This window comes from Actinosynnema pretiosum (assembly GCF_024171695.1).
Taxonomy (GTDB): Bacteria; Actinomycetota; Actinomycetes; order Mycobacteriales; family Pseudonocardiaceae; genus Actinosynnema; species Actinosynnema pretiosum.
The window spans coordinates 92,661-117,967 of record NZ_JAMTCF010000020.1; the positions used below are offsets into that span (position 1 = coordinate 92,661).

Genomic DNA, 25,307 nt, shown 5'->3' on the forward strand with positions numbered 1-25,307 from the left:
GCCAAGCCCAGCCAGGCTCGGTCCAACCAGGTCCGGCTCAACCAGCCTCCCGGCCAGCCCCGGCCAGACCCGGCCCATCCAGACCCGGTCCGATCCAGCGCGCGCTCATCCGGCGGACCACCGACGGTCCGCGTCACCCGCTCATCCGCGCTCACGACACGCGATCCGAAGTAGACCCCGGTGCGGACGAACGTCCACAGCGGGGCCTCCAAGGCCGCAGCACCACCGGCGCGCCTTGAACGCGCCCGTGCAACCGAAGTTACCCCGCACCACGACCACAGTGGCCTGCTCACCGCACGTTCACCCGAAAGATCGAGACCGCGCTCGCGGGGGAGAGCGCGGCCCCGACCCGCCGTCAGCTCGTCACCGAGAAGCTGTTCGACATGAAGTCCATCCCGCCCGCCGACGAGGTGATCTCGAACCCGAACTGCACCTCGTCCACCGTCACGTCCCCGTACCACCCCTGGGTGCGGATCCAGCGCAGCACCGCGAGCACGTCCACCGTGCCGGAGTTGGTGTTCGCGGTCCGGATGAACGAGAACACCGCGTTCGACCCGTTCGAGCCCCGGTACACGTCCCAGGTGTGCCCGCCGACGCTGACCGTGGTCTGCTTCGACCCGATCGGCCCGACCGCGCCCTGCTTGTTGGCCCAGATCATGATCTCGTAGGCGTGGTTGTCCGCCCAGATGTCGTACGCGGTGGCGTACGCGCCCCCGCCGGGCCTGGTGACGTTGAACGAGCTGCGGAGCGTGCTCAGCGCGCTCAGCTTGCGCCCGATCGCCTTGGCCGAGTGCGGGTAGGACTTGACCCCGCCGGTGTTCGGGTGGTCGGCCCACACGCCCCAGTTGCTGTAGCTGTTGGCCCAGATGGTCTGCGGCCCGACGCCGCTGCCCCACACGTCGTTGCGGACGGTGTAGCCGCCGTTGGACCAGGTCCCCCACTTGTCGGTCGACGACCAGACCGCCGCGCTCGCCACACCGGTCGAGGCGAGGAGGGAGGCGACGACCGCGAACACCGCGAACGCGGCGCGAATCCTGTTCACCATGAACCACTTCCCCGGCGCCGTGCGCGACGGCGCTGCCGTGTCGGGGCGGCGGTGCGAGCAGTCTCGCAGCGCTCGGGACCGCCGGTCAACCGGGGGAAACCCTTGTGCGCGAACGGGGTCGAACGCGGTGCTCCCGCGTTCGACCCCGTTCGACCGGTCGTCGCCCGAACGGCCGGGCGCGGCCGGGAGGACCACGGGGCCCGCCGCACGCGGGGGAGCGCGCGCGGCGGGCGTCCGCCGACCCGTTCCGCCCGGAGGCGGTGCGGGTGATCGGTCGGCGCAGAGCCTAGGGGGCGATCCCCCAGGCGTGCCAACCAGGTTGGCCTCGGCTAGCGCAGCGCCAGGTCCGAGGTCGGGAAGGTGCCGTGCGCCGGGTTGACGTCGGTCTCCCCGGCCCTGCCGTCGCAACCCCGGTCGGGGTTGAACGCCAGGTACGTGCCGGACGAGCAGGCGATCGCGAACTCGGCGTCGCCGCCGACCACGACGTTGCCCGACAGGTTCGCCCCGTCCTGGATCAGCGCGTTGTCCCGCACGACCGCGTTGCCGCCGACCGTGCCGCCGTTGACCCAGCCGAGGCCCTCGATGCGCGCGTTGCCCTGCACCGAGGCACGGCCCATGACGGCGGCCTTGGGGCCGACGTACGCGCTCGCGGCCACGTTCGCGGTGTTCGCGACCCAACCGCCGCCGTTGCTGTGCCAGCGGCCACCACCGGTCGCCGCGGGCTTGACGTGGTTCGGCTCGAACCCGGACGGCGTCGCGCCGGACACCCGGAACTCGTACGGGTAGCGCTTCGCGGCGTTGTAGCCGTCCAGGAACGCGTAGCGCGGCACCGAGTTCGGCGTGCCGGTGACGACCAGGTAGACCTCGTTCTCGCCGGACTGGAGCTGGAAGTCGATCTGCCCGTCGGTGGCCACGGTCACCGGCGAGTAGCGCGGGCTGCCGCCGTTGCGCAGCGCCACCATGCCGAACGCCCAGCCCGCCGCGCCGGTCTCGGTGTGCCCCTTGACGCGCACCTTCACCAGGCCGCCGTTGGTGGTCGGCACCATCTTGATCTTGTTGAAGCCGTAGTCGGACGGCGCGGTGCGGGTGTCCATCCGGAAGTGCCCGGCGCCCGCGTCCACCGCCTCGACCAGACCGCCGTTGTACGCCTTGAGGAACCCGGAGCCGTACACGTTGTCGATGAAGGGCATCAGCGTCGAGCGGTTGCCGAAGTCCCACGTGACGTTGCGGGTCGCGTACTCGCCGATCCGCCGGTTCAGCTCGGCCTGGGTGATCCCGGCGATGCGCCGGTAGGTGTCCAGCGGGTGCTCGGAGCTGGTGGCCTCGTTCCAGATGCGGTTGAACATCGGCAGACCGTCGCGGTCCTTGATGTACTGCATCAGCATCCAGTTGCCGTAGTGGTGGCGGCTGGAGCTCCAGTACAGGTTCTCCGAGCGCAGCCAGCGGGTCAGGTCGCCCGCGGCCGTGGTCGGCAGCGCCTGCATGGCCATGAACTCCGCGCTGGTCTCCCAGAACGTGCCCGCGTACGGCGCGGTGAAGCCCACCCCGGAGCGGCCCAGGAAGGTGTAGTTCTGGAACACGTGCGCCAGCTCGTGCGCGAGGCCCCACGAGCCGGGCAGCGCCGCGCCGGGCGCCACGTTGATCACGCCGACCCGGTTGTCGGTGGACCCGCCGGTCGCCCAGGCGTCCAGCGCGGTCCGGTTCCAGGTCCGGGTGATGATCACGATGATCTTGTGCTGGGCGAGCAACCCCGTCTCCGGCGTGAACTTCATCGTGTTCACGTAGAAGCTGTAGAGGTTCTCCAGCTGGGTGATGACGCTGTTCGGGTCGAAGTTGTAGGGGGAGGGCGCGGACACCGGGTTGGTGCCGGACTTCTCGCCCCACAGCAGGATGAAGTTCGCGGACTCGCGGGTCCGCTCCTGCGCCCAGGGCACCTCGCCGGTCTGGGTCCAGCGCGCCGGGATGTAGACGGTCTTGGCCGCCGCGCTCGCCGCGGTGGGCTGCACGAGCCCCATCGCGAGCACGCCGACGACCAGGGCCGTCACCCAGGCGCGCACCGGCCGCCGCCGTCCTGATCTGCCGATCATTGGCCTGCACACCTTTCGGATCGACGCGATCCGACCGTCCACAGTGGTCGGACCGATCGGGCGGAGGCGCTGGGGGACGGCGGTTCTCCCCGGCGGTGCTCCGCCCGGCGGTGCAGAGCATGGAGGACGAAAACGGTTTCGGCAAGGTTTGTCGAACGGGTTAGGGGTGTGGTCGATCGCGCCCCGAACGTGGGCGGGCCGCACGGTCTGCGGGTTGTCCGAGTCCGGACAGGTTCGGGGTGCCGAGGCTCGACCGCGCTGGTCCGCGCGGGGCGGCACGGCGCCCGCGACCGCCGGGCGGGCGGAAAAGCCCGGTGGCCGCCCCGAGCGGGACGGCCACCGGTGTCGGGACCGCACTCGTCGGCGGTCTGGGCTGGTCAGCGGATCAGGCGGGCTGCGGCGCCTCCACGGCGAACACCACGCCGGTCTCCCTGTCCAGCACGCACTGGTTCGGGTACTCCTTCGCCCACTCCACGGGCCTCCCGTTGATCACCCCGGTGGCGGACGCCGTCAGCGGCATCCACTCGTAGGTGCACTGCGCCTCGGTGTCGACCGGCAGCACGTCGAGGTCGCCCGCCACCGCGTCCAGCGCCGCGCAGGCGGCCTGGCTGTCCGGGTGCGTCGACTCCGACGTCGGCGGGCAGGTCAAGCGCGCCTTCACGGCCGCGCCGTGCTCGTGGACCACCATCAGCTCCACGTCGGTCCACGCCGCCTCGGCGGCCGACGCCGGTGGCGCCAGCACGACGCCCGCGGCGACGAGCGCGGTGAGCAGTCCGGTGGCCTTCGCGTGCATCCGCATGGGTCTCCCTTTCACTCCGTGGTTCCGCACGCAGACTTCCCCACCCCACGGGGACTGCCGTCAGGACTCACTCGGACGTGGGTCATCAGACCGGGGAAGGCGCTAGCCTGGCCCGGTGGTGGACCACGAGTGGCGGGGCCGCTTCGCCAACGCCGAGGTGAACGCGCTGCACGCCGAGGGCTTCGGGCACCGGCTCCTGGCCGACGACTGGTGGGGGCAGGTGAACCGGCACAGCCTGGGCTGGGTGTGCGCGCGGGTCGGGCCGGAGCTGGTCGGGTTCGTGAACGTGGCCTGGGACGGCGGCGTCCACGCGTTCGTGCTCGACACCCTCGTCACGGCCGCGCACCGGCGCGCGGGCGTCGGGCGGGACCTGGTGGCGCGGGCCGTCGAGGGCGCGCGGGCGGCCGGGTGCGAGTGGCTGCACGTGGACTTCGACGACCACCTCACCCCGTTCTACTTCGACTCCTGCGGCTTCCGGCCGACCCCGGCGGGCCTGATCCCGCTCTGATCCCACCCGCGCGGGAAAACCGCTCGATCCGCCCACCCCGCCCTGGTTACAGTGCGACATCGGCACAGGTGGGAGGGGACATGCGGACGCACTACCCCCGCACCCCGCACCTGCCCTGGTCGCCGGGGAGCACTTCGGACGACGTGCGGGCGGGCGGGGTCGCGGGACTGGTCGGGCGCGAGGTCGTGGTGACCGAGAAGCTCGACGGGGAGAACACGACGCTCTACCGCGACGGCTCGCACGCCCGCTCGCTCGACTCCGCGCACCACCCGTCGCGCTCCTGGGTCAAGGGGTTGCAGGCCCGCGTCGGACCCCACCTGCCGCCGGGGTGGCGGATCTGCGGCGAGAACGTGCACGCCCGCCACTCGCTGGCCTACGACGCGCTGGACAGCTGGTTCTACGGCTTCTCGGTGTGGGACGGCGACCGCTGCCTGTCCTGGGACGCGACCACCGAGCTCCTGCACGGCCTCGGCGTGCCCACGCCGCCGGTGCTCTACCGGGGCGACTTCAGCGAGCGCCTGCTGCGCCGGTTGCGCGTGGACACCTCGGTGCAGGAGGGGTACGTGGTGCGCGTGGTGGAGGAGTTCGACCGGGCCGACTTCGCCCACCGGGTCGCCAAGTGGGTGCGGCCCTCGCACGTGCGGACCGACGTGCACTGGATGAACGCCCCCGTGGCGCCCAACGGGTTGAGCCCGCGAGCGCTGCTGTGGGACCTGCGCTCCGGCGCGCCCGCCGACCCCGGCGCGATCGCCGCCGCCACCGGTCTGCCGGTGGACGCCGACGCGCTCGCCCGGCTCGACCCCGCCGACGCGCTCGGCGACCGCCGCCTCACCGCCGTGCTGGCCACCGCGCTGCACGCCGTCCCGCGCGCCCGCCTCGCCGCCGAGCTGGCCGCCCTGACCGGGCTCCCGCTGTCCCGCCGCGTCGCCGACCTCGCCGGGCTGCACCGGGGGCCGCACCGCGACTTCCCCGACGAGCTGCGCCGCTCCGGGCTGCTGCGGCTGGCCACCGCCGTCGACCTCGGGGTGCTGCACACCGTGTCCGCCGCGCTCGCCCCGGACGCGCCCGCCCGCGACAACACCGCGTGGTCCGCGCTGCACGCCGACGAGCTGGGGCCGCGCCCGTTCGCCGCGCTGCGGGCCGGGCTGCTCGCCGAGAGCGGTTCCGCGCTGTGCTGGGCCGACGGCCGCGACCGGTCGATCGAGCAGGGGCGGGTGCTGGGCGTCGAGGAGGCCGTGGCCGCCACGTGGCGGCTGCGCGGACCGCACCCCGAGCTGCTGCACCTGATCGGGCCGTCGGGAAGCGGCAAGTCGACGTTCGGGCGCGGGTGGGGCGAGCAGGTCTCGCTCGACGAGCTGCGCGCGGCGCGCGGGGACCGGTCCGACCAGTCCGCCAACGAGGCGATCGCCTACGAGGCGAGGGGATTGCTCGACGCGGCGCTCGCGCGCGGGGGTGACGTGGTGTGGGACGCCACCTCGCTGACCGACCAGCTGCGCGCGCCCGTGGACGCCGTCGCCCGCAGGCGCGGCGCGCTGCTCACCCACGTCGTCGCGCTCGTGCCCGAGCGGGTGCTCGACGCGCGCGACGCGACCCGGCCGCACCCGGTGCCCGCCGCCGTGCGCGCCGCGCAGCTGCGCCGCTACAGCCCGCCGTACCCCTGGCAGGCGCACCGCACCTGGTACCTGGGGGAGAGCGGCGAGATCGAGGACGACGGGGGAGAGCCCTGATGCGCACCAGCGAGCAGGTCTACCACCGGGTCCGCTGGGACGCCCGGTTCGACCAGGCCCGGTTCACCTTCGGCGTCGCCCAGCGCGGGGCCGGGGTCAAGCGGGTGCCGATGGTCGTGTTCGACCCCGCCGAGGTGCCGTGGCACCGGGTGCTGTTCGTGGAGGCGGACGGCGAGGTGGTGTGGGACCGGGCTTCCGGGGTCGACCGGGTCGAGCAGTCGGCGGCCGGGCGGGTCCGGTCGGCGGGGTTGCTGCGACCGCCGTTCTTCGACGCGGGCGCGCCGCACGCGTGGCGCCCCCTCGACGGCTGGCGGCCCGGTCCGGGGACTGCCGCGCCCGGCGGCTCGCTTCGGGTGCTGACCTGGAACACGTTGTGGGACAAGTACAACTCCGACCTCGTGGACACCGCCCGGCGGCGCCCGCTGCTGCTGGCCGAGCTCCAGGTCGCGGACGCCGACGTGATCGCGCTGCAGGAGGTCGAGCCCGCGCTCGCCGCGATGCTGGCCGCCGCGCCGTGGGTGCGCGAGCGCTACGCCTTCGACACCTCGCCGACCTCGGCCGCGATCGGCGACACCGGGTTGCTGCTGCTGAGCCGGGTCCCGGTGCGCGAGTCCGGGCGGCACGCGTTCTCCCGGCGCAAGGGACTCGCGGCGATCACGGTGGAGACCTCGGCCGGGCCGGTCGTGGTGGTGAACACGCACTTGACCAGCGACCACAGCGCGAACGGGGCGGCTCGGCGGCGGGGTGAGCTGGCCGAGGCGGCCGAGGTGCTGTCCGGTGTGGACGGTGAGGTCGTGGTGGTCGGGGACTTCAACGACGGCGGCGCGCTGCCCGCCTCCGCGCTGGGGGCCCGTGACGCGTGGGTGGAGGCTGCCGCGGGGACCGGGGCGACCTTCGACCCGGCCACGAACCCCTTGGCGGCGCTGGGATCGCTGACGGGGCGGTCCTCCCGGCTTGACCGGGTGCTGCTGCGCGGTTCGGCCCGCGTGGAGTCGGTCGCGCTGGTCGGGGACGTGCCGACGGCGGCCGGGTTGTTCGCGTCCGACCACTACGGGGTGCGGGCCGATCTCGTGCCCGGTGCGGTGGAGCGGTCTGGAGGGCTTGGCGCGCGACGGGGTTCTTCGCCAGGCCGGTTCACGAGCAGCGTGCGCACCGCCGTGGTGTGGCTGCCGCCGCAGGAGGTCATGGACGCGGTCGGACCGGTGCGCGCTGAGCACGACCGGGGCGCGGGGCGCTGGCCCGCGCACGTCACGCTGCTGTTCGGGTTCGTGCCCGAGGCGGACTTTGACGAGGCGGTCCCGCTGCTGGCGCGCGCGGTCGGGGACGTGCCGCCGTTCGACGTGCGGTTGGCGGGGGTGCGGACGTTCGGCGAGGACGTGGTGTGGCTCGACCCCGCCGCCGACGGCGAGGAGCCCTGGCGCCTGCTGCACGCCGCGCTGGTCGCGGCTTTTCCCGGCGGCAGGAGGGAGTTCACCCCGCACCTGACCCTGGGGCGCTCGGTGGGCGCGCTGCCCGCCGCGCGGGCGCTCGGCGAGTTCCGGGGGCGCGTGGGCGAGCTGGCCGTGGTGTCGCGGCGCGGCGCCGGGCCGATGGTGGTGCGCGCGGTCGTGCCTCTGGGCGGTGGTGAGCCGCGCTGGGTGTCCGAAGTGGACTCCGCCGAGCCGGTCGACCTGGGCGCGCGGGCCGAGGAAGTGGTGCGCTGGGCGCGGGGTGTGGGCGAGGTGCACGTGGTCGGCTCGCGGGCCACCGGGTGCGCGCTGCCCGACGCCGACCTCGACCTGGTCGCGGTCGTCCCCGGTGAACCCGGACGGCTGCCGGGGCCGTGGGCGCCGCCGGGCGCGGTGGACGTGCGCGTGGTCAACGGGGCGCGTGGGCCTGGGGTGCGCGCGGTCGTGGAACCGGGGCTGGGCGTGGACATCGCGGTCGTCGGCAGCGGCGTGGTGCCGGTGGGCGAGGCGGTGGCGCGGCGCGCCGAGACCGGTGGCGAGGTGGCGCTCGGCGCGGTCGGCGACGTCGAGGCGATCCGCGCAGCCGTGAGCGGGTTCGAGGAGCGCTTCACCGCGCTGGCGCGCGAGGTCAAGGCGTGGGCGCGGCTGAAGGGACTGGACTCGGCGCCGTTCGGCGGGCTGCCCGGCGTGGCGTGGGCGGTGCTGGCGGCGGTGAGCGCGCGGGAGGCCGACGACGACCCGCTGACGCACTTCTTCGGCACGTGGGCGGCCTGGGACTGGCGGCGCGCGGTGTCCTTGGACGGTGACGCCGGACCCGCGCGCGGGGCGATGACCGTGCTGACGCCCGGTTTCCCGGCGCGCGACTGCGCCGAGCAGGTCGGCGAGGACTTCCTGGAGCTGCTGACCGCCGAGCTGTACCGGGCGTGGGAGTTCCCCGAGAGCAGGCGGGAGCGGCCCGAGCTGCACCGCAGGCACCGGGCGTGGGCGATCGCGCGCGCCGACGACGCCGGGCGGTTGCGCGGGCGGGTGCGGGTGCTGCTGGACCTGCTGGCCGAGGCGGGCGCACCCGACGCCCACGCCTGGCCGCGTCCGGTCGGCGGCGGGTTCGCCGTGGGGCTGGGACGGACGCCGCCGGACGCGGTGGAGCTGGCCAGGGTCGCGGGGGAGTGGGCGGTCGGGTTGCGCGGTGGGAGCCTGCGGTGGCACGACGGCGGTGAGCTGGAGGTGTAGCCGCCTCAGTCCAGGCAGAACTCGTTGCCCTCCGGGTCGGCCACCACGATGAACCCGGTCTCCAGCGGTGGCGCGGGATCGGTGCGGCCGAGTCGGGTCCCGCCCAGCGCCACGACCCGCGCGCACTCGGCCTCCAGCGCGGCCATCCGCTCCGCGCCGCGCAGCTCGGGGGCGACGCGCACGTCCAGGTGCACCCGGTTCTTCACCACCTTGTCCTCGGGCACCCGCTGGAAGAACAGCCTCGGCCCGCGCCCCTCCGGGTCCTCGATGGCGGACCGGGTGTCGCGCTCGGACTCCGGGACGCCGATCCGGGCCAGGAACTCGTCCCAGGCCTGGAGGGGGTCGGCGCCCTCCGGCACGTCCACGCCCGGCGGGCCGGGGTGGACGTAGCCGAGGACCTCGCGCCAGAACGTGGAGAGCGCTCTGGGGGAGCGGCAGTCGAAGGTGATCTGGACGTCGCGGCTCATCGGTGCGTCCCGGTGTGGTGGTGGAGGTCGCGCAGCAGGCAGACCTCGGACAGGTGGTGGATCAGCTCGCGCTGGATGTGCAGGACGAGGTCGGCCATGGGGCGCTCCGGGAACGCTGGCTCTCTTTCGCCGACGGGGGTGGCCAGCGCGGTCTCGTCCAACTCGCGCACGCCTGCCGTCCAGCGCTCCAGCTGGGTTTCCAGCTGTTCCAGGGCGCCGGCTGCGGTGCCCGCGTAGTCCCAGGTCTCGTAGGAGGCCGGGGGTGCGCCGAAGTGGACCGCGTTGCGCATGGCGAGGACGCCGACGATGACGTGGCCGAGTCGCCAGGAGGCGGTGGTGAACGGGGGTGGGGCGGGCTGGGGGAACGCGAAGTCGATGGTGAAGTCGCCGGTTCCGGCCTGGAGGGGAGCTGAGGACGTGCCGCGCGGGCGCACGCTCCAGGCGTTCGGGGTGGGGGACCAGGAGTACTCGGCGTCGGTGAGGTCGGAGAGCCTGGGCCTGAGCTGGTGCTCCCAGTGGAACTCCCACTGGTCGCGCAGGGTCAGGTTCCAGTCGAGTTCGGGCATGACGCACACCTTGGCAGTGAACGCGGACAGGTGCTGTCCTCGTTGCTCTGGAGAAGTTCACCCTTTTGGGAGCTTGCGTGGGAGGTGGTAGGGGACTTGGGGGATCACTAAAATTATGAAGTGTTCGGCGGGGTGATGGTTCGGGTGCTGTCGGGTGCGGTGCGGTGCGGTCGGCGAGGCGACTGCAGCCGGTCCAGTCGGTGGAGTGGGCGTGGTTGTGCGATGGGTGAAACAGCCGTGTCGGGGTACGCCCAGCGGTGGGATCGGTGCTGTTGTTACGGGCAGCGGGCTCGGTGTGGTTGGAGAGGTAGGCGGGTTCGCCGGGGTCGGAACGGCGGGCGTGGTCGGAACGGCGGGCGGAGGTGGTGCGGTAGGCGGAGGTGGTGCGTGGGTGTGGTGGGCCTGACGGTCGATCCGTTGTGAGGACGGTGCGCCGTGGGGCAGGTGGCTGACGTCGGAATTGCGTGCGGCGGGCTTCGAGTGAGGTCGACTTGAGGCGCAAGCGCGTGATGCTGACCGGTGGCCGGGAGGTGTGCGTGCCGTTCCGGTACCTGAGTGCGGACGACCGCGTCGGGCTGAACTGCACGGGGTAGCCCGCCGTGGATGCCTGCTACGTGTTGGACAGTTAGCGGGTGGCTTGCGCGGGGTGGGGTGGTTACACGATCACCACGTCTAGTCGTCTGGGGCCGTGCACGCCTTCGACGCGTTCCAGTTCGATGTCGCTGGTTGCGGATGGGCCGCTGATCCACGTTTGGGTGCGCACGCCGGTCAGTTCCGCGACCGCGTCCGGCACGCCCATCACCACCTGGGCTCGGCGCACCACGACCACGTGGTGGTCCGGTACCAGGGTCCACGCGCGTTCGGCTTGGTCCGGGGCGTCGTGGTCCAGCACGATGGTGCCCGTTTCCGCTACCGCGACCCGGCAGCAGGTCACCACCGCGTCCACCTCGCGCAGGTCGGCTAGGCCTGCGACCTCGCGGGTCGCGTCGGGCAGCCAGTCCTGCGGGACGCCTGGGGCGGCTAGGACCTTGCCGGTCACCAGGGACGCCAGGGTTTCGGGGAGGGTGGTCGGGGACGTGAAGGTCACGGTCGCGCGGTAGTCGCGCAGGCGTTCGGCCAGCAGGTCCACGTCTCCTGGGCCCCGTTCGCCTGCCTTGCGGTAGGTGCGGGGCGCCTCGGCGGGCGCGGGCTTGTCGCGTAGGGCTGCGCGGATTCTGGCCAGGACCTCTGCGCGGGCCGAGCCCTGTGCTGAACCTGAGGTCTGTGCTGAACCTGCACCTGAGCCCGGTGCTGAAGCCGTTCCGGCCGAACCTGTTCTGCTTGCACCAGTTCCGCTCGATCCTGCCCCACCGGAACCGGTCCCGCCTGCACCTGTGCTTGCCCCGCCTGCACCGGGTCCGTCCGTGTTCGTCCTGCCTGCGCCGGTTTCGTCCGACCCCGCCCCGCGCGAACCCGTCCCGTCCACGCCCGTCCCGTTCGCGCTCCGTCCACCGCTCACCGCGACTCCCACCAGTCCTGGAACGTCTGCTCCGGCGGTCTGGGCAGGTCGCGGGTGTCCGTCCACGCTGCCAGTGGTGGGGGCATTCGGCCGATCACGCCGCGCCTGCCGCCCAGGAGCCTGCCCAGCCTGCCCGCGCGCAGGAACCTGCGCCATCGGGTCGGTGACGTCATCGCCCACGCCAGGCCGCGCATCGCCGTCGACTCCGCCGTCACCGGTTTCGCGCGCACCACCCGTTCGCGCAAGTGCACCAGCATCGACGGGATGTCGATCGCCACCGGGCAGACGTCGTAGCAGACCCCGCACAGCGAGGACGCGTACGGCAGCGTCGGGTTCCGGTCCACGCCGGTCAGCTGCGGCGACAGCACCGCGCCGATCGGGCCGGGGTAGGTCGAGCCGTACGCGTGGCCGCCCGCGCGCTCGTACACCGGGCACGAGTTCAGGCACGCCGAGCACCGGATGCAGCGCAGCGCGGCCCGTCCGTCCGGGTCCGCCAGGGTCGCGGTGCGGCCGTTGTCCACCAGCACCACGTGCGCGGTCTGGCCCTCGGTCGGGCCGGTCCACACCGACGTGTAGGGGTTCATCCGCTCGCCGGTGGACGAGCGCGGCAGCAGTTGCAGGAAGACCTCCAGGTCCTGCCACCTCGGCACCAGCTTCTCCACGCCCACCACGCTGATCAGGGTGCGCGGCAGCGTCAGGCACATCCGGCCGTTGCCCTCCGACTCCACCACGACCAGCGCGCCGGTCTCGGCCACCGCGAAGTTCGCCCCCGACACCGCCACGTCCACCGTCATGAACTTGCGCCGCAGGTGGGCGCGCGCCGCCTCGGCCAGGGCGCGCGGGTCGTCGGTCAGCGCGGGGTCCACGTCCGGCATCTCGCGCAGGAACAAATCCCGGATCTCGGACCGGTTGCGGTGGATAGCGGGCACCAGGATGTGGCTGGACCGGTCCTCGCCCAGCTGCACGATCAGCTCGGCCAGGTCCGTCTCCACCGCGCTGATCCCGGCTTCCGCGAGCGCCTCGTTCAACCCGATCTCGGCCGTCGCCATCGACTTGACCTTGATCACCTCGCGGCTGCCGGTGGCCGCGACCAGGTCGGTGACGATCCGGTTGGCCTCCTCGGCGTCGCGCGCCCAGTGCACGGTCGTGCCGCGCTCGGTCAGCTCCTGCTCCAATCGCAGCAGGTGGGTGTCCAGGTCGGCCAGCACCTCGTCCTTGATCGCCGCACCGGCCGCGCGCAACCCGGCCCAGTCCGGCAGCTCGGCGACCACCCGCGCCCGCTTCGCGCGGATCGTGCCGGTGGCCTTGCCGAGGTTGCGGCGCAGCTGCGCGTTCCCCAGCGCCTCGCGCGCGGCGCGCGGGAACGGCTCGCCGGTCAGGTTGCCGGTGCCGCCGGGCATCCCCAGGAACGTCACCGCGCCACCCCCGCCAGCACCTCGGCCAGGTGCAGCGCCCTGGTCCCGCTGCGCAACCGGGACAGCCCGCCGCCGATGTGCATCAGGCACGACGAGTCGCCCGCCGTGAGCACCTTCGCGCCGGTCGACAGCACCGCGCTCATCTTGTCCGCCAGCATCGCCGTTGACGTCTCCGAGTTCTTCAGCGCGAACGTCCCGCCGAACCCGCAGCACGTCTCCGCGCCGGGCAGCTCCACCAGGTCGATGCCGCGCACCTCGCGCAGCAGCCGCAGCGGCTTGTCGCCGACGCCGAGCACGCGCAGCGAGTGGCACGTCGGGTGGTACGTCACCCGGTGGGGGAAGTACGCGCCCACGTCCGTCACGCCCAGCACGTCGACCAGGAACTCCGACAGCTCGTAGGTGCGCCCGGCGACCTCCTCGGCCCGCTCGGCGAGCCGCGCGTGCCCGTGCTGGGCGGCGACCTTCGCGTGCTGGTGCCGGATCGACCCCGCGCACGACCCCGACGGCGCGACCACCACGTCCGCCTCGGCGAACGCCCGCACGTGGTTGCGGATCACCGGCACGGCCTGCTCGGCGTACCCGGTGTTGACGTGCATCTGCCCGCAGCAGGTCTGACCGCGCGGCACGACGACCTCGTGCCCCAACCGCTCCAGCAGTGCTGCGGTCGCCTTGCCCACCTGGGGGAACAGGCCGTCCACCAGGCACGTGACGAACAGCGCGACTCTCACCCCAGGCACCGTAGCCTGTGTGGTCGGACCACACCAGACCTGTGGTCGGACCACGTGCGGAGGGGCTGCGGTGAGCGGATACGGGGTGGTGCTCGCGCACGTCGAGGCGGAGCTGGCGGCGGGCAGGCTCGGGATCGGCGACCAGCTGCCGCCCGAGCGCAGGCTCGCCGAGGAGCTCGGCGTGAGCCGCTCGACCGCGCGCGAGGCGATCCGGGTGCTCCAGGCGCTCGGGGTGGTGCGCAGCGGCGTCGGGTCCGGGCCGGACGCCGGGACCACGGTGATCGCCGACCCGGCGGGCGGCATCGGCGCGGCGCTGCGGCTGCACCTGGCCACCCGCAGGCTGCCGCTGGCCGACCTGGTCGGGACGCGGGTGCTGCTGGAGGGCGCGTCGGTGCGGGCGGCTGCGGTGCGCGGGGACGCGGCGGAGCTGGCGGCGGCGGGGGAGCTGCTGGACCGGATGGACGCGCCGGGCATCGCGGCCGACGAGTTCCACCGGCTCGACGCGGACTTCCACGTCGCGCTCACCCGAGCGGCCGGGAACGCGGTCAACACCGCCGTCATGACCGCGCTGCGCGACGCGATCCACCACACCGTGCTGCGGGCGGTGGCGGAGCTGCCGGACTGGGCGGGCACGGCGCGGCGGCTGCGGGTGGAGCACCGGGCGGTGCTGGCGGCGGTGCTGGCGGGGGAGGAGGGCGTGGCGGCGGAGCTGGTGACGGTGCACGTGGAGGGGTTCTACCGGGAGTGGGAGCGGGCGGGGCGCGGCTGACCTGGCGGGGCGCGGCTGACCTGGCGGGTGGACGTGGAGCTCGCGCCGCTGTGCGAGGGCGTCGGGGGAACCTGCGGCCCTGAGGACTGTGCGGCCCGGCGGACGATGGCCCGGTGGCCCGGTGGCCCGGTGGCCTGAGGGCCTGAGGGCCTGAGGGCCTGAGGGCCTGCGAACTGTGGTTCTGAGGACTGCGGCCCGATGGGCGTGGACGGCCTAGGTGTGGTCGGTTTTGGGGGCCGTGGGGCCAGCCGGGGAACGGGGCGTCGAGCACGGCCCAGCGGGCGTGGACTGGGTGCTGCTGGTGGAGGCGGCACGGCGCTGTCCGTGGTTGCCCCCGTGCCGGAGGGGTCACGGAGAGGCGGTGGCGCGCGTGCGGGTGGCACCACTTCGGGGGTACCGGTGGGAGGGGCGCCGAAGGGGAGCGGTGGGACCGGCCGGTGCGTGGTCGTGCGGCGCTCGGAGCGGGCGGCGGTTCTCGCAGCGCGCGGGTGAGTTCGGTGGGCTCACCCCCTTCGGCTCGACCCCCGGACCACCAGTTCAGGTGTGAAGATCACCTGTTCGTGCCGGTGCCCCTCCTCCCGGACCTCCTTCAGCAGCAGCGCCGCCGCCGTCCGGCCGAGCAACCGCCGGGGCTGGCGCACCGACGTCAGCGGCACGGCCGCCGCCGCGGCGAACTCGATGTCGTCGTAGCCCACGATCGCCAGGTCCTCCGGGATGCGCAGACCCGTGCCCACGCAGTGCTGCAGCAGCCCGAGCGCCAGCAGGTCGTTCGCGCAGAACGCCGCCGTCGGCCTGCGGCTCGCGGGCAGGCCGGACAGGCGCTGGCCGGCCTCCCTGCCCTCCGCCACGGTCAGCGCCGCCGTCGGGACGTCCACCAGGGCGGCCGGGGAGTGCCGCAGCGCCCGCAGCGCGCCCTCGCGCCGGTCGCGCACCTGGCCCACGGTCATCGGACCGCCGACGAACGCCACCCGCTCGTGGCCCGCCTCCAGCAGGTGCGCCAGCGCCAGCTCGCCGCCGAGCACGTCGTCCACCGCGACCGTGCAGTGCGTCCCGCCGCCGCGCGTGCGGTCCACGATCACCACCGGGGTGCCGCGCGCGGGCAGCTCGGCCAGGATCGGGGCGCCGGGGTCGGCCGGGGTGATCAGCACGCCCTGGACGCGCTGCTGCTCCAGGCGGGTCAGGTAGGTCAGCTCGCGCTCCGCCCGGTTGTCGCTGTTGCACAGGAACAGCGACAGGTCGTTCGCCTCCGCCTCCTCCTCCACCCCCTGCGCCACGTCCGCGAAGAACGGGTTGCCGCCGTCGAGCATCACGTACGCCAGCGCCCGCCCGCGCCCCACCCGCAGCTGCCGCGCCGACTCGTTGCGCACGAACCCCAGCTCCGCCATCACCGCGTGCACCCGCGCCCGCGTCCCCGGACTGACCACGTCGGGGCGGTTGAGCACGTTGGAGACCGTGCCGACCGACACGCGCGCCGCCGTCGCCACGTCCCGGATGCTCACCTGCCGGTGCGCCGGACCCATGCCGCCCCCGCTGCCTTGAAACGATTTAGCCGACCTCGCACGCTACCCCCCGAATCAACCGCTCGCCGTGACCTGGACGCCTGCGGCTTGGGCATTGACCGCTGTGACGGGGCTCATATACCGTCGCGACGGCCAGATTGAAACCTTTCATTCCTGGAGGCGACGATGCCCACGCAGGAGCCGCCACCGGTGGAGGTCCGCGCCGTCAGCAAGTCCTTCGGCGCCGTCGCCGCCGTGCGCGACTGCTCGTTCCCGCTGCACGCGGGCGAGGCGCACGCCCTGGTCGGCGAGAACGGCGCGGGCAAGTCCACCGTCGTCAACATCCTCGCGGGCGTCCACCGGCCCGACAGCGGCGCGCTGCTGGTCGACGGCGCCGAGACCGCCTTCGGCTCGCCCGCCGACGCCAAGGCGGCGGGCATCGCGGTCATCCACCAGGAACCCACCCTGTTCCCCGACCTCACCGTCGCCGAGAACATCGCCGTGGGCGCCCACCCGCTGCGCCGCTTCCGCCGCGTCGACCGCGCCGCCATGCGCGCTCAGGCCCGCGCCCTGTTCGAGCGGCTCGGCGTGCGGCTCGACCCGGACCGGCCCGCCAAGGGGTTGTCCATCGCCGACCAGCAGCTCGTCGAGATCGCCAAGGCGCTGGCGGGCAGCGCGCGAGTGCTGGTCATGGACGAGCCCACCGCCGCTCTGTCCGCCATCGAGGCCGAGCGGCTCTTCTCCGTCGTCCGCGCCCTCCAGGCGGACGGCGCGGCGATCCTGTTCATCTCGCACCGCTTCGAGGAGATCACCGCCCTCTGCCAGCGCGTCACGGTCCTGCGCGACGGCGCCCACGTCTCCACCGACCCGATCACCGAGGTCACCGAGGACGACCTGGTGCGCCGCATGGTCGGCCGCGAGCTGGACGCCCTGTTCCCCAAGCAGGCCGTGACCCCCGGCGAGGTCGTGCTCTCGGTGCGCGGGCTCACCCGCGCCGGGGTGTTCGCCGACGTCGACCTCGACGTGCGCGCGGGTGAGATCGTCGCCCTCGCCGGGCTGGTCGGCGCGGGCCGCTCCGAGATCGTGCAGGCCGTGTTCGGCGTCGACCGCCGCGACCGGGGCTCGGTCCGCGTCGACGGCCGCGAGGTCCGGCCGAACTCGCCGCGCGCCGCCATGGCGGCGGGAATGGCGCTGGTGCCCGAGGACCGCCGCCAGCAGGGGCTGCTGGTCGAGTTGTCCGTGCAGCGCAACATCACCCTGCCGCGCTCGCGCGAGTTGGCCCGGTGGGGCGTGCTGACCGGTGGGGCCGAGCACCGCGAGGCGCTGCGCTGGACCGAGCGGCTGCGGGCCAAGTACGGCAGGCTCACCGACCCGGTCGGCACGCTCTCCGGCGGCAACCAGCAGAAGGTCGTGCTGGCCAAGTGGTTGGCCACCAAGCCGAAGGTGCTGATCGTCGACGAGCCCACCAGGGGCATCGACGTCGGCACCAAGGCCGAGGTGCACCGGCTGCTGTCGGCGCTCGCCGCCGAGGGCGTCGCGATCGTCATGGTCTCCTCCGAGCTGCCCGAGGTGCTCGGCATGGCCGACCGGGTGCTGGTGGTGCGCGAGGGCCGCCTGGTGGCCGAGATCCCGCGCGAGCGCGCCGACGAGCGCAGCGTGGTCGCCGCCGCGATGGGACGGGGCGCCGCATGAGCACGACCCGGAACCCGTTGCCCGCCAACAGCTCCTGGTGGACCACGATCACCCGCGCCCGCGAGCTGGGCATCGTCGTCGGCCTCGTCGCGCTGGTCGCGGTCACCGCCTCGGTCAACCCGCGCTTCCTGTCCGCGCAGAGCCTGCGCGACGTCCTGCTCGGCGCGGCCATCCTCACCGTCCTCGCGGTGGGCCAGACCATCGTCGTGCTCACCCGCAACATCGACCTGTCGGTCGGCTCCGTGCTGGGGCTGAGCGCGTTCGCGGTCGGCTCCCTGGTCCGCGACCACCCCGGCGTCCCGGTCGTCGCCGCGCTGCTGGCCGGCCTGGGGATCGGCGCGGCGTGCGGGCTGCTCAACGCGGTCCTGGTGCGCTACGGCGGGGTTCCCGCACTGGTGGTCACCCTCGGCACGCTCTACGCCTACCGAGGGCTGATCCACACCTGGGCGGGCGGCGGCCAGATCACCGCCGACGAGCTGCCGCGCGACTTCCTCGGCTTCGCCGACGGCGACCTGCTGGGCGTGCCCTGGCTGGTGGTCGTCGCGCTCGTCGTCACCGCCGCCGCCACGGTGCTGCTGCGGGACTTCCGCCTCGGCCGCGAGCTCTACGCCATGGGCTCCAACCCGCGCGCCGCCGAACTCGCGGGCATCCGCACCGGCCGCAACACGCTGGTCGCGTTCGCCCTCTCCGGCGCGCTCGCCGGGCTCGGCGGGGTGCTGCACGCGGTGCGGTTCGGCACCGTCGACGCCTCGGCGGGCACCGGGTTCGAGCTGACCGTGGTCGCGGCGGCCGTCGTCGGCGGCGTCGCGGTGTTCGGCGGCAGCGGCACCGCGTGGGGCGCGGCGCTGGGCGCGCTGCTGCTCACCACGATCGGCAGCGCCCTGCCGGTGCTGGAGATCGACCAGTTCTGGCAGCAGACCATCGTCGGCGCGCTGATCCTGGTCGCGATCGGCCTGGACCGCCTGGTGGCGCTGCGCGCGGCCAGGGCGTTGCGGAAGGGGAGCCCCCGTGCCCACTAGGCGACCTGCGGCCGGGCGACTGCTCGGCTGGGACGCGGCGATCATCGTGGTGGCGCTGCTGGCCGTGGTGCTGTCCTCGGTGCTGGTCGACGGCTTCGGCACCACCCGCAACGCGGGCTACCTGGTGCTGGACCTGCTGCCGATCGTGCTGCTGGCCCTGCCCATGACGTTCATCGTGATCACCGGCGAGATCGACCTGTCGGTGGCCAGCACGCTCGGCCTGACCTCGGCGGTGCTCGGCGCGCTGTGGGACGCGGGCCTGCCCATCGAGACGATCATGCCGCTGTGCGTGCTGCTCGGCGCGCTGCTGGGCGCGGTGAACGGGCTGTTCGTCACCGTGTTCAAGCTGCCCTCGCTCGCGGTCACCATCGGCACCATGGCCCTGTTCCGGGGCCTGGCGTTCGTGGTGCTGGGCGACTCTGCGGTCGCCGACTACCCGGCCTCGTTCACCGGCTGGGTCACCGGAAGCTCCGGTGGCGTGCCGAACGTGCTGCTCCCGCTGGTGCTGCTGGCGATCGTGTTCACCGCGGTGCTGCACGCGACCCCGATCGGCCGCGCGGTGTACGCGGCGGGCGCGGGCCAGGAGGCGGCCCGGTTCTCCGGGGTGCGGGTGGACCGGCTCAAGTTCCGGCTGTACGTCACCTCCGGCGCGGTCGCCGGGCTCGCCGGGGTGCTGTGGACGCTGCGCTACTCCAGCGCCCGCGCCGACAACGGGGCCGGGCTGGAGCTGGCCGTGGTCGCCGCCGTCCTGCTGGGCGGGGTGTCCATCTTCGGCGGCAAGGGCGCGATGCCGGGTGTGCTGGCCGGGGTGCTGCTGCTGGGCGTGGTGCAGAGCGCGCTGCGCCTGTCGGACGTGACCAACGAGGCGCTCAACATCGTCACCGGCGCGCTCCTGGTGGTCTCGGTGCTGCTGCCCAACCTGCTGCGCGCCGCCACCCGCCGCCGCGCCGGTCCCACCACCGGGACAGCGAGCGCGCCAACGACGAACCCGTGACGACCCGACGGCGAGAGAAGGCGACACCGATGTCCCCAACCCCCACCGCCCGCGTCCGCACCGCCGCCCTGGTGGCCGCGCTGCTGGTCGGGCTCACCGCCTGCGGCGGCACCACCAAGGGCGACAACGACTCCGGCTCGGCGAACGGCGGTCCGACCGCCAGCGCGAACCCGGACGCGCCGCTGCGCGAGGGCGTGAAGATGGCGTTCCTGCCCAAGCAGCTCAACAACCCGTACAGCGACATCGAGGGCGAGGGCGGCAAGGAGGGCGTCGAGGAGCTGAAGGGCGAGTTCAAGCTCGTCGGCCCCAACGACGCCAGCGCCTCCTCCCAGGTCAGCTACATCAACACGCTGATCCAGCAGCAGCAGGACGTCATCGGCATCGCCGCCAACGACCAGAACGCGGTGTGCCCCTCGCTCAAGCAGGCGCGCGAGGCGGGAATCAAGGTGGTGTCGTTCGACTCTGACGCCGCGAAGGACTGCCGCGACGTGTTCGTCAACCAGGCCACCGCGCAGGGCATCGGCGAGAAGCTGGTGGAGATGGCCTCGCAGGTCGCGGGCGGCTCCGGCGAGATCGCGATCCTGTCCGCGACCCCCAACGCCACCAACCAGAACGCCTGGATCGCGGTCGTCGAGTCCGAGCTGGCCAAGCCGCAGAACTCCGGGCTGAAGCTGGTGAAGACGGTCTACGGCAACGACGACGACCAGAAGTCCTTCCAGGAGGCGCAGGGGCTGCTCCAGGCGCACCCGGACCTGAAGGCGATCGTCGCCCCCACCACGGTCGGCATCGCCGCCGCCGCCCGCTACGTCGGCTCCTCCAGCTACAAGGGCAAGGTCACCGTCACCGGCCTTGGCACCCCGAACCAGATGCGCGAGCACGTCAAGAACGGGACCGTCGACCGGTTCGCGCTGTGGAACCCGGCCGACATCGGCTACCTCGCCGCGCACGCGGGCGTCGCCCTCGCCTCCGGCCGCATCACCGGCGCGCGGGGCGAGGAGTTCAGCGCGGGCAGGCTCGGCGACTACACGATCGGCGCGGACGGCGAGGTCGTCCTCGGCCCGCCCACGGTGTTCGACGCCGCCAACATCGACCAGTTCGACTTCTGACCACCGGCGCGGCCCCGGCGACCACCCGGCGCCGGGGCCGTCCCCCGAGCAGGAAACGGCGGTGCCACCCGTGCCCGAGCCGACCCCCGAGCGGTTGAGCGCAGTCAAGCAAACCCTGTCCCGCCAAGCGATCGAGACCCCGTCGTGGGCGTTCGGCAACTCCGGCACCCGCTTCAAGGTCTTCGCCCAGCCCGGCGTCCCCCGCACCGTCGAGGAGAAGGTCGACGACGCCGCCGCGGTGCACCGGTTCACCGGCGCCGCCCCGTCCGTCGCGCTGCACATCCCGTGGGACCGGGTGGACGACTACGGCGCGCTCGCCCGGCACGCCGCCGACCGGGGCGTGCGGCTGGGGGCGATCAACACCAACGTCTTCCAGGACGACGACTACAAGCTCGGCTCGGTCACCAACCCGGACCCGCGCGTACGGCGCAAGGCCACCGACCACCTGCTGCACGCCGTGGACGTCATGGACGCCACCGGCTCGCGGGACCTGAAGCTGTGGTTCTCCGACGGCACCAACTACCCCGGCCAGGACGACCTGCGCGACCGCCAGGACCGGCTCGCCGCCGCGCTGCGCGAGGTGTACGACCGGCTCGGCGCGGACCAGCGCATCCTGCTGGAGTACAAGCTGTTCGAGCCCGCGTTCTACGCCACCGACGTGCCGGACTGGGGCACCTCGTACGCGCACTGCGTGGAGCTGGGGCCGAAGGCGACCGTGTGCATCGACACCGGTCACCACGCGCCCGGCACGAACATCGAGTTCATCGTCGCCTTCCTGCTGCGGCAGGGCAGGCTCGGCGCGTTCGACTTCAACTCGCGCTTCTACGCCGACGACGACCTGATGGTGGGCGCGGCGGACCCGTTCCAGCTGTTCCGGATCATGAACGAGATCGTGCGCGCCGACGCGCTGGACCCGGCGCGCGGCATCAACTTCATGCTCGACCAGTGCCACAACATCGAGGCCAAGGTCCCGGCGGTGATCAGGTCGGTGATGAACGTCCAGGAGGCCACTGCCAAGGCGCTGCTGGTGGACCGGGACGCGCTGGCCGCCGCGCAGGCCGAGGGGGACGTGCTGGAGGCCAACGCGGTGCTCATGGACGCCTACAACACCGACGTGCGCCCGCTGCTGGCGCGGGTGCGCGAGGACGCGGGCCTCGACCCCGACCCCGTGGCCGCCTACAAGCGCAGCGGGCGCCAGCAGGAGATCGAGGCCGCGCGCGCAGGCGGCGCGCAGGCCGGATGGGGAGCGTGAGCATGTCCGTGCCAGGGGAGCTGATCGCCCGCAGCAACGCGCTGGGGGCCGATCCGCGCAACACCAACTACGCGGGCGGCAACACCTCCGCCAAGGGCAGCGGGCCGGACCCGGTGACCGGCGGGGACGTGGAACTGCTGTGGGTCAAGGGATCGGGCGGTGATCTGGGGACGCTGACCGAGGCGGGGCTGGCGGTGCTGCGGCTGGACCGCTTGCGCGCGCTGGCCGACGTCTACCCCGGCGAGGACCGCGAGGACGAGATGGTCGCCGCGTTCGACCACTGCCTGCACGGCAGGGGCGGGGCGGCCCCGTCGATCGACACCGCCATGCACGGCCTGGTCGACGCCCCGCACGTGGACCACCTGCACCCGGACTCCGGCATCGCGCTGGCCACCGCCGCCGACGGCCCGGCCCTGACCCGCGAGTGCTTCGGCGACCGGGTCGCCTGGGTCGACTGGCGCAGGCCCGGCTTCCAGCTGGGGCTGGACGTCGCGGAGGTCAAGCGCGCCAACCCGGACGCCATCGGGGTGGTCCTGGGCGGGCACGGCATCACCGCGTGGGGCGAGAGCTCGCAGGAGTGCGCCGCGCACTCGCTGGAGATCATCCGAACCGCCGAGGAGTTCCTGGCGCGCAAGGGTTCCCAGGAGCCGTTCGGCGCGGTCGTGCCCGGATTCGAGGCGCTGCAGGAGGACGAGCGGCACGCGCGCGCCGCCGCGCTCGCCCCGGTGATCAGGGGCCTGGCCTCCACCGACGCCAGGCAGGTCGGGCACTACACCGACTGCCACGCCGTGCTGGACTTCTGCGCCCGCGAGAAGCTCGCCGACCTCGCCGCGCTGGGCACCAGCTGCCCGGACCACTTCCTGCGCACCAAGGTCCGGCCGCTGGTGCTGGACCTGCCGCCCGCCGCGCCGCTGGACGAGACCGTCGCGCGGCTGCGCGAGCTGCACGCCGCCTACCGCGAGGACTACCGCGCCTACTACGAGCGGCACGCGCTCCCCGACTCGCCGCCGATGCGCGGCGCGGACCCGGCGATCGTGCTGGTGCCGGGCGTGGGCATGTTCTCCTTCGGCAAGGACAAGCAGACCGCCCGCGTGGCCGGGGAGTTCTACGTCAACGCGGTCAACGTCATGCGCGGGGCCGAGTCCGTCTCCCGCTACGCGCCGATCCCCGAGTCGGAGAAGTTCCGCATCGAGTACTGGGAGCTGGAGGAGGCCAAGCTCCGCCGGATGCCCAGGCCCAAGCCGCTGGCCGGGCGGGTCGCGCTGGTCACCGGCGCCGGGTCCGGGATCGGCAAGGCGGTGGCGGAGCGGCTAGCGGCGGAAGGCGCCTGCGTGGTCGTGGCCGACCTGGACGGGGCGTCGGCGGGCGCGGTGGCGAAGGGCATCGGTGGGCCGGACCGGGCCGTGCCCGTGGTCGCCGACGTCACCGACGCAGGTCAGGTCGCCGGGGCGGTCGCGGCGGCGGCGCTGGCGTTCGGCGGGCTCGACCTGGTGGTCAACAACGCCGGGCTGTCCATCTCGAAGTCGTTGCTGGACACCACCGAGCAGGACTGGGACCTCCAGCACCGGGTGATGGCACGCGGCTCGTTCCTGGTCGCCAAGGCCGCCGCCCGCGCCATGATCGACCAGGGGATCGGCGGCGACGTCGTCTACATCGCCTCGAAGAACTCGGTGTTCGCCGGACCCAACAACGTCGCCTACGGCGCGGCCAAGGCCGACCAGGCGCACCAGGTGCGGCTGCTGGCGGCCGAGCTCGGCGGGCACGGCATCCGCGTCAACGGGGTCAACCCGGACGGGGTGGTGCGCGGCAGCGGCATCTTCGCCGGTGGCTGGGGCGCGCAGCGGGCGGCGGTGTACGGGGTGCCGGAGGAGGAGCTGGGCGCGTTCTACGCCCAGCGCACGCTGCTCAAGCGCGAGGTGCTGCCCGAGCACGTGGCGGCGGCGGTGTTCGCGCTGACCGGCGGGGAGCTGTCGCTGACCACGGGGCTGCACGTGCCGGTCGACGCCGGTGTCGCCGCGGCGTTCCTGCGGTAGAGGGGGATCGGGGTGCGGGTGGCGGCGGTGGACCTCGGGGCCACCAGCGGGCGGGTCGTGGTCGGCGAGGTCGGCGGCGGGCGGGTGCGGCTGGCCGAGGTGCGGCGGTTCCCCAACGGGCCGGTCGACGGCGGCGGCGTGCTGCGCTGGGACACCGGCGCGCTGTTCGCCGAGTCCGAGGCCGGGCTGCGCGACGCCGGACGCCTGGACGGCATCGGGATCGACTCGTGGGCGGTGGACTACGGGCTGCTCGACGCGGACGGCGCGCTGCTGGCCCCGCCCGCCCACCACCGGGACGGGCGCACCGCCGGGATGCCCGCGCGGGTGCACGCCCTGGTGCCGGAGGAGGAGCTGTACGCGGTGAACGGGGTGCAGTCGCTGCCCTTCACCACCGTCTACCAGCTCGCCGCCGAGACCGACCTCGACCGCGCCGAGACCCTGCTGCTCGTCCCCGACCTGCTGGTGCACCACCTCACCGGCGCGGTCGGGGCCGAGCGGACCAACGCGTCCACCACCGGCCTGTACGACGTGCGCGCGGGGGAGTGGGCGCTCGGGGTGGCCGAGCGGGTCGGGGTGCCCGGCCGGTTGCTGCCGCCGCTGCGCTCGCCGGGCGAGGTGCTCGGGACCGCGCTGGGCGCGCCCGTGGTCGCGGTCGGCTCGCACGACACCGCGTCCGCCGTGCTGGGCGTGCCCGCGCGCCCCGACCGGCCGTTCGCGTACCTGTCCTCGGGGACGTGGTCGCTGATCGGCGTTGAGCTGGAGCGCCCGCTGCTCACCGGGGCGGCGCGGCTGGGCGGGTTCGGGAACGAGGCCGGGGTGGACGGCACGACCCGGTTGCTGCGCAACGTGATGGGGCTGTGGGTGCTCACCGAGGCGCTGCGGGCGTGGGGGAGCGACGACCTGGCGGGCGCGCTGGCGGCGGCGGCGCACGCGCCCGCGTTCGGGCCGGTGGTGGACGTGGACGCGCCCGCCTTCCTGCCGCCGGGCGACATGCCCGGCCGGATCGCCGCCGCCTGCCGGGCGAGCGGGCAGCGCGAGCCGGGGACGCGCGGCGAGGTGGTGCGGTGCGTGCTGGAGAGCCTGGCGCTGGCGTACCGGCGGGCGCTGCGCGGGCTGGAGCGGGTGACCGGGACCGGGGTGGAGGTGCTGCACGTGGTGGGGGGAGGGGCGCGCAACGACCTGCTGTGCGCGCTGACCGCCGACGCGTGCGGGGTGCCGGTGGTGGCCGGGCCGGTGGAGGCGACCGCGCTGGGGAACGTGCTGGTGCAGGCGCGGGCCCTGGGCGCGGACCTGCCGGACCGGTGGGCGGTGCGGGAGCTGGTGGCGGCGTCGACGGCGCTGCGGGTCCACCGGCCGGGGGACGGGCGGGCGTGGGACGCGGCGGAGGCGCGGGCCGAGGCTGCGGGGGTGTGGGGGTAGCCGCCA

20 protein-coding genes are annotated in these 25,307 nt (G+C 73.9%); 11 read left to right on the forward strand and 9 right to left on the reverse strand.

From position 1 onward, the window contains the following. Nucleotides 1-355 precede the first annotated feature (355 nt). From LV78_RS32740 to LV78_RS32750, 3 genes are all read right to left on the reverse strand, one after another. Nucleotides 356-1,045 carry a glycoside hydrolase family 12 protein gene (locus tag LV78_RS32740; protein WP_253849890.1) on the reverse strand — a complete coding sequence of 230 codons (690 nt, stop codon included), beginning with the start codon at nucleotides 1,043-1,045 and terminating at the stop codon, nucleotides 356-358. 329 nt (nucleotides 1,046-1,374) lie between these two features. Next, nucleotides 1,375-3,132, reverse strand: coding sequence for a DUF6055 domain-containing protein (locus tag LV78_RS32745; RefSeq protein ID WP_253849891.1), 1,758 nt, complete (start codon nucleotides 3,130-3,132; stop codon nucleotides 1,375-1,377). 385 nt (nucleotides 3,133-3,517) lie between these two features. Continuing rightward, on the reverse strand, nucleotides 3,518-3,931 hold the full coding sequence (locus tag LV78_RS32750; RefSeq protein ID WP_253849892.1) for an SSI family serine proteinase inhibitor: 414 nt from the start codon (nucleotides 3,929-3,931) through the stop codon (nucleotides 3,518-3,520). Nucleotides 3,932-4,046: 115 nt separating this feature from the next. Between LV78_RS32750 and LV78_RS32755 the strand changes: the two genes are divergently transcribed. From LV78_RS32755 to LV78_RS32765, 3 genes are all read left to right on the forward strand, one after another. After that, nucleotides 4,047-4,439, forward strand: a complete 393-nt coding sequence (locus LV78_RS32755; protein ID WP_253849893.1) for a GNAT family N-acetyltransferase — start codon at nucleotides 4,047-4,049, stop codon at nucleotides 4,437-4,439. Nucleotides 4,440-4,519: 80 nt separating this feature from the next. Beyond that, complete coding sequence (locus LV78_RS32760; protein WP_253849894.1) at nucleotides 4,520-6,166, forward strand: RNA ligase family protein; 1,647 nt, start codon at nucleotides 4,520-4,522, stop codon at nucleotides 6,164-6,166. Continuing rightward, entirely contained in the window at nucleotides 6,166-8,844 is a 2,679-nt protein-coding gene (locus tag LV78_RS32765) for an RNA repair domain-containing protein (protein ID WP_253849895.1), read from the forward strand. The genes LV78_RS32760 and LV78_RS32765 overlap by 1 nt, the downstream gene beginning before the upstream one ends. 5 nt (nucleotides 8,845-8,849) lie before the next feature. Here LV78_RS32765 and LV78_RS32770 read toward each other — a convergent pair whose 3' ends face one another. The 5 genes from LV78_RS32770 to LV78_RS32790 form a co-directional block, all read right to left on the reverse strand. Beyond that, nucleotides 8,850-9,311: a VOC family protein gene (locus tag LV78_RS32770; RefSeq protein ID WP_253849896.1), complete on the reverse strand. Its 462-nt coding sequence runs from the start codon at nucleotides 9,309-9,311 to the stop codon at nucleotides 8,850-8,852. Next, complete coding sequence (locus tag LV78_RS32775) at nucleotides 9,308-9,877, reverse strand: DinB family protein (protein ID WP_253849897.1); 570 nt, start codon at nucleotides 9,875-9,877, stop codon at nucleotides 9,308-9,310. Before LV78_RS32775 ends, LV78_RS32770 begins: the two co-directional genes overlap by 4 nt. A 655-nt stretch (nucleotides 9,878-10,532) precedes the next feature. Further along, the gene (locus tag LV78_RS32780; protein ID WP_308208786.1) at nucleotides 10,533-11,006 is read right to left on the reverse strand and encodes a LutC/YkgG family protein; all 474 of its coding nucleotides are present in this window, start codon (nucleotides 11,004-11,006) and stop codon (nucleotides 10,533-10,535) included. A 365-nt stretch (nucleotides 11,007-11,371) separates the two neighbouring features. Beyond that, nucleotides 11,372-12,775, reverse strand: coding sequence for a lactate utilization protein B (locus tag LV78_RS32785; RefSeq protein WP_253849964.1), 1,404 nt, complete (start codon nucleotides 12,773-12,775; stop codon nucleotides 11,372-11,374). Nucleotides 12,776-12,786: 11 nt separating this feature from the next. Then, nucleotides 12,787-13,518, reverse strand: a complete 732-nt coding sequence (locus LV78_RS32790; RefSeq protein WP_253849898.1) for a (Fe-S)-binding protein — start codon at nucleotides 13,516-13,518, stop codon at nucleotides 12,787-12,789. 70 nt (nucleotides 13,519-13,588) lie between these two features. Here LV78_RS32790 and LV78_RS32795 point away from each other — a divergent pair, with 70 nt between their 5' ends. Further along, nucleotides 13,589-14,287, forward strand: a complete 699-nt coding sequence (locus LV78_RS32795; protein WP_253849899.1) for a FadR/GntR family transcriptional regulator — start codon at nucleotides 13,589-13,591, stop codon at nucleotides 14,285-14,287. 503 nt (nucleotides 14,288-14,790) lie between these two features. On the opposite strand, the gene LV78_RS32800 is transcribed toward LV78_RS32795, so the two are convergent. Continuing rightward, nucleotides 14,791-15,807 carry a LacI family DNA-binding transcriptional regulator gene (locus LV78_RS32800; protein ID WP_253849900.1) on the reverse strand — a complete coding sequence of 339 codons (1,017 nt, stop codon included), beginning with the start codon at nucleotides 15,805-15,807 and terminating at the stop codon, nucleotides 14,791-14,793. Nucleotides 15,808-15,972: 165 nt separating this feature from the next. On the opposite strand from LV78_RS32800, the gene LV78_RS32805 reads away from it, so the two are divergent. The 7 genes from LV78_RS32805 to LV78_RS32835 all read left to right on the forward strand — a co-directional run bounded on the left by LV78_RS32805 (nucleotide 15,973) and on the right by LV78_RS32835 (nucleotide 25,301). Further along, on the forward strand, nucleotides 15,973-17,478 hold the full coding sequence (locus tag LV78_RS32805; protein ID WP_253849901.1) for a sugar ABC transporter ATP-binding protein: 1,506 nt from the start codon (nucleotides 15,973-15,975) through the stop codon (nucleotides 17,476-17,478). Continuing rightward, nucleotides 17,475-18,497 carry an ABC transporter permease gene (locus LV78_RS32810; RefSeq protein WP_253849902.1) on the forward strand — a complete coding sequence of 341 codons (1,023 nt, stop codon included), beginning with the start codon at nucleotides 17,475-17,477 and terminating at the stop codon, nucleotides 18,495-18,497. The genes LV78_RS32805 and LV78_RS32810 overlap by 4 nt, the downstream gene beginning before the upstream one ends. After that, on the forward strand, nucleotides 18,487-19,491 hold the full coding sequence (locus LV78_RS32815; RefSeq protein WP_253849903.1) for an ABC transporter permease: 1,005 nt from the start codon (nucleotides 18,487-18,489) through the stop codon (nucleotides 19,489-19,491). The genes LV78_RS32810 and LV78_RS32815 overlap by 11 nt, the downstream gene beginning before the upstream one ends. A gap of 29 nt (nucleotides 19,492-19,520) precedes the next feature. Then, entirely contained in the window at nucleotides 19,521-20,597 is a 1,077-nt protein-coding gene (rhaS, locus tag LV78_RS32820; RefSeq protein ID WP_253849904.1) for a rhamnose ABC transporter substrate-binding protein, read from the forward strand. Nucleotides 20,598-20,658: 61 nt separating this feature from the next. Then, nucleotides 20,659-21,849, forward strand: a complete 1,191-nt coding sequence (rhaI, locus tag LV78_RS32825; protein ID WP_372495013.1) for an L-rhamnose isomerase — start codon at nucleotides 20,659-20,661, stop codon at nucleotides 21,847-21,849. 2 nt (nucleotides 21,850-21,851) lie between these two features. Further along, a complete protein-coding gene (locus LV78_RS32830) occupies nucleotides 21,852-23,882 on the forward strand; it encodes a bifunctional aldolase/short-chain dehydrogenase (RefSeq protein ID WP_253849906.1) in 2,031 nt (676 codons plus the stop codon). A gap of 12 nt (nucleotides 23,883-23,894) precedes the next feature. Continuing rightward, nucleotides 23,895-25,301: a rhamnulokinase gene (locus tag LV78_RS32835; RefSeq protein WP_253849907.1), complete on the forward strand. Its 1,407-nt coding sequence runs from the start codon at nucleotides 23,895-23,897 to the stop codon at nucleotides 25,299-25,301. Nucleotides 25,302-25,307: the final 6 nt, after the last annotated feature.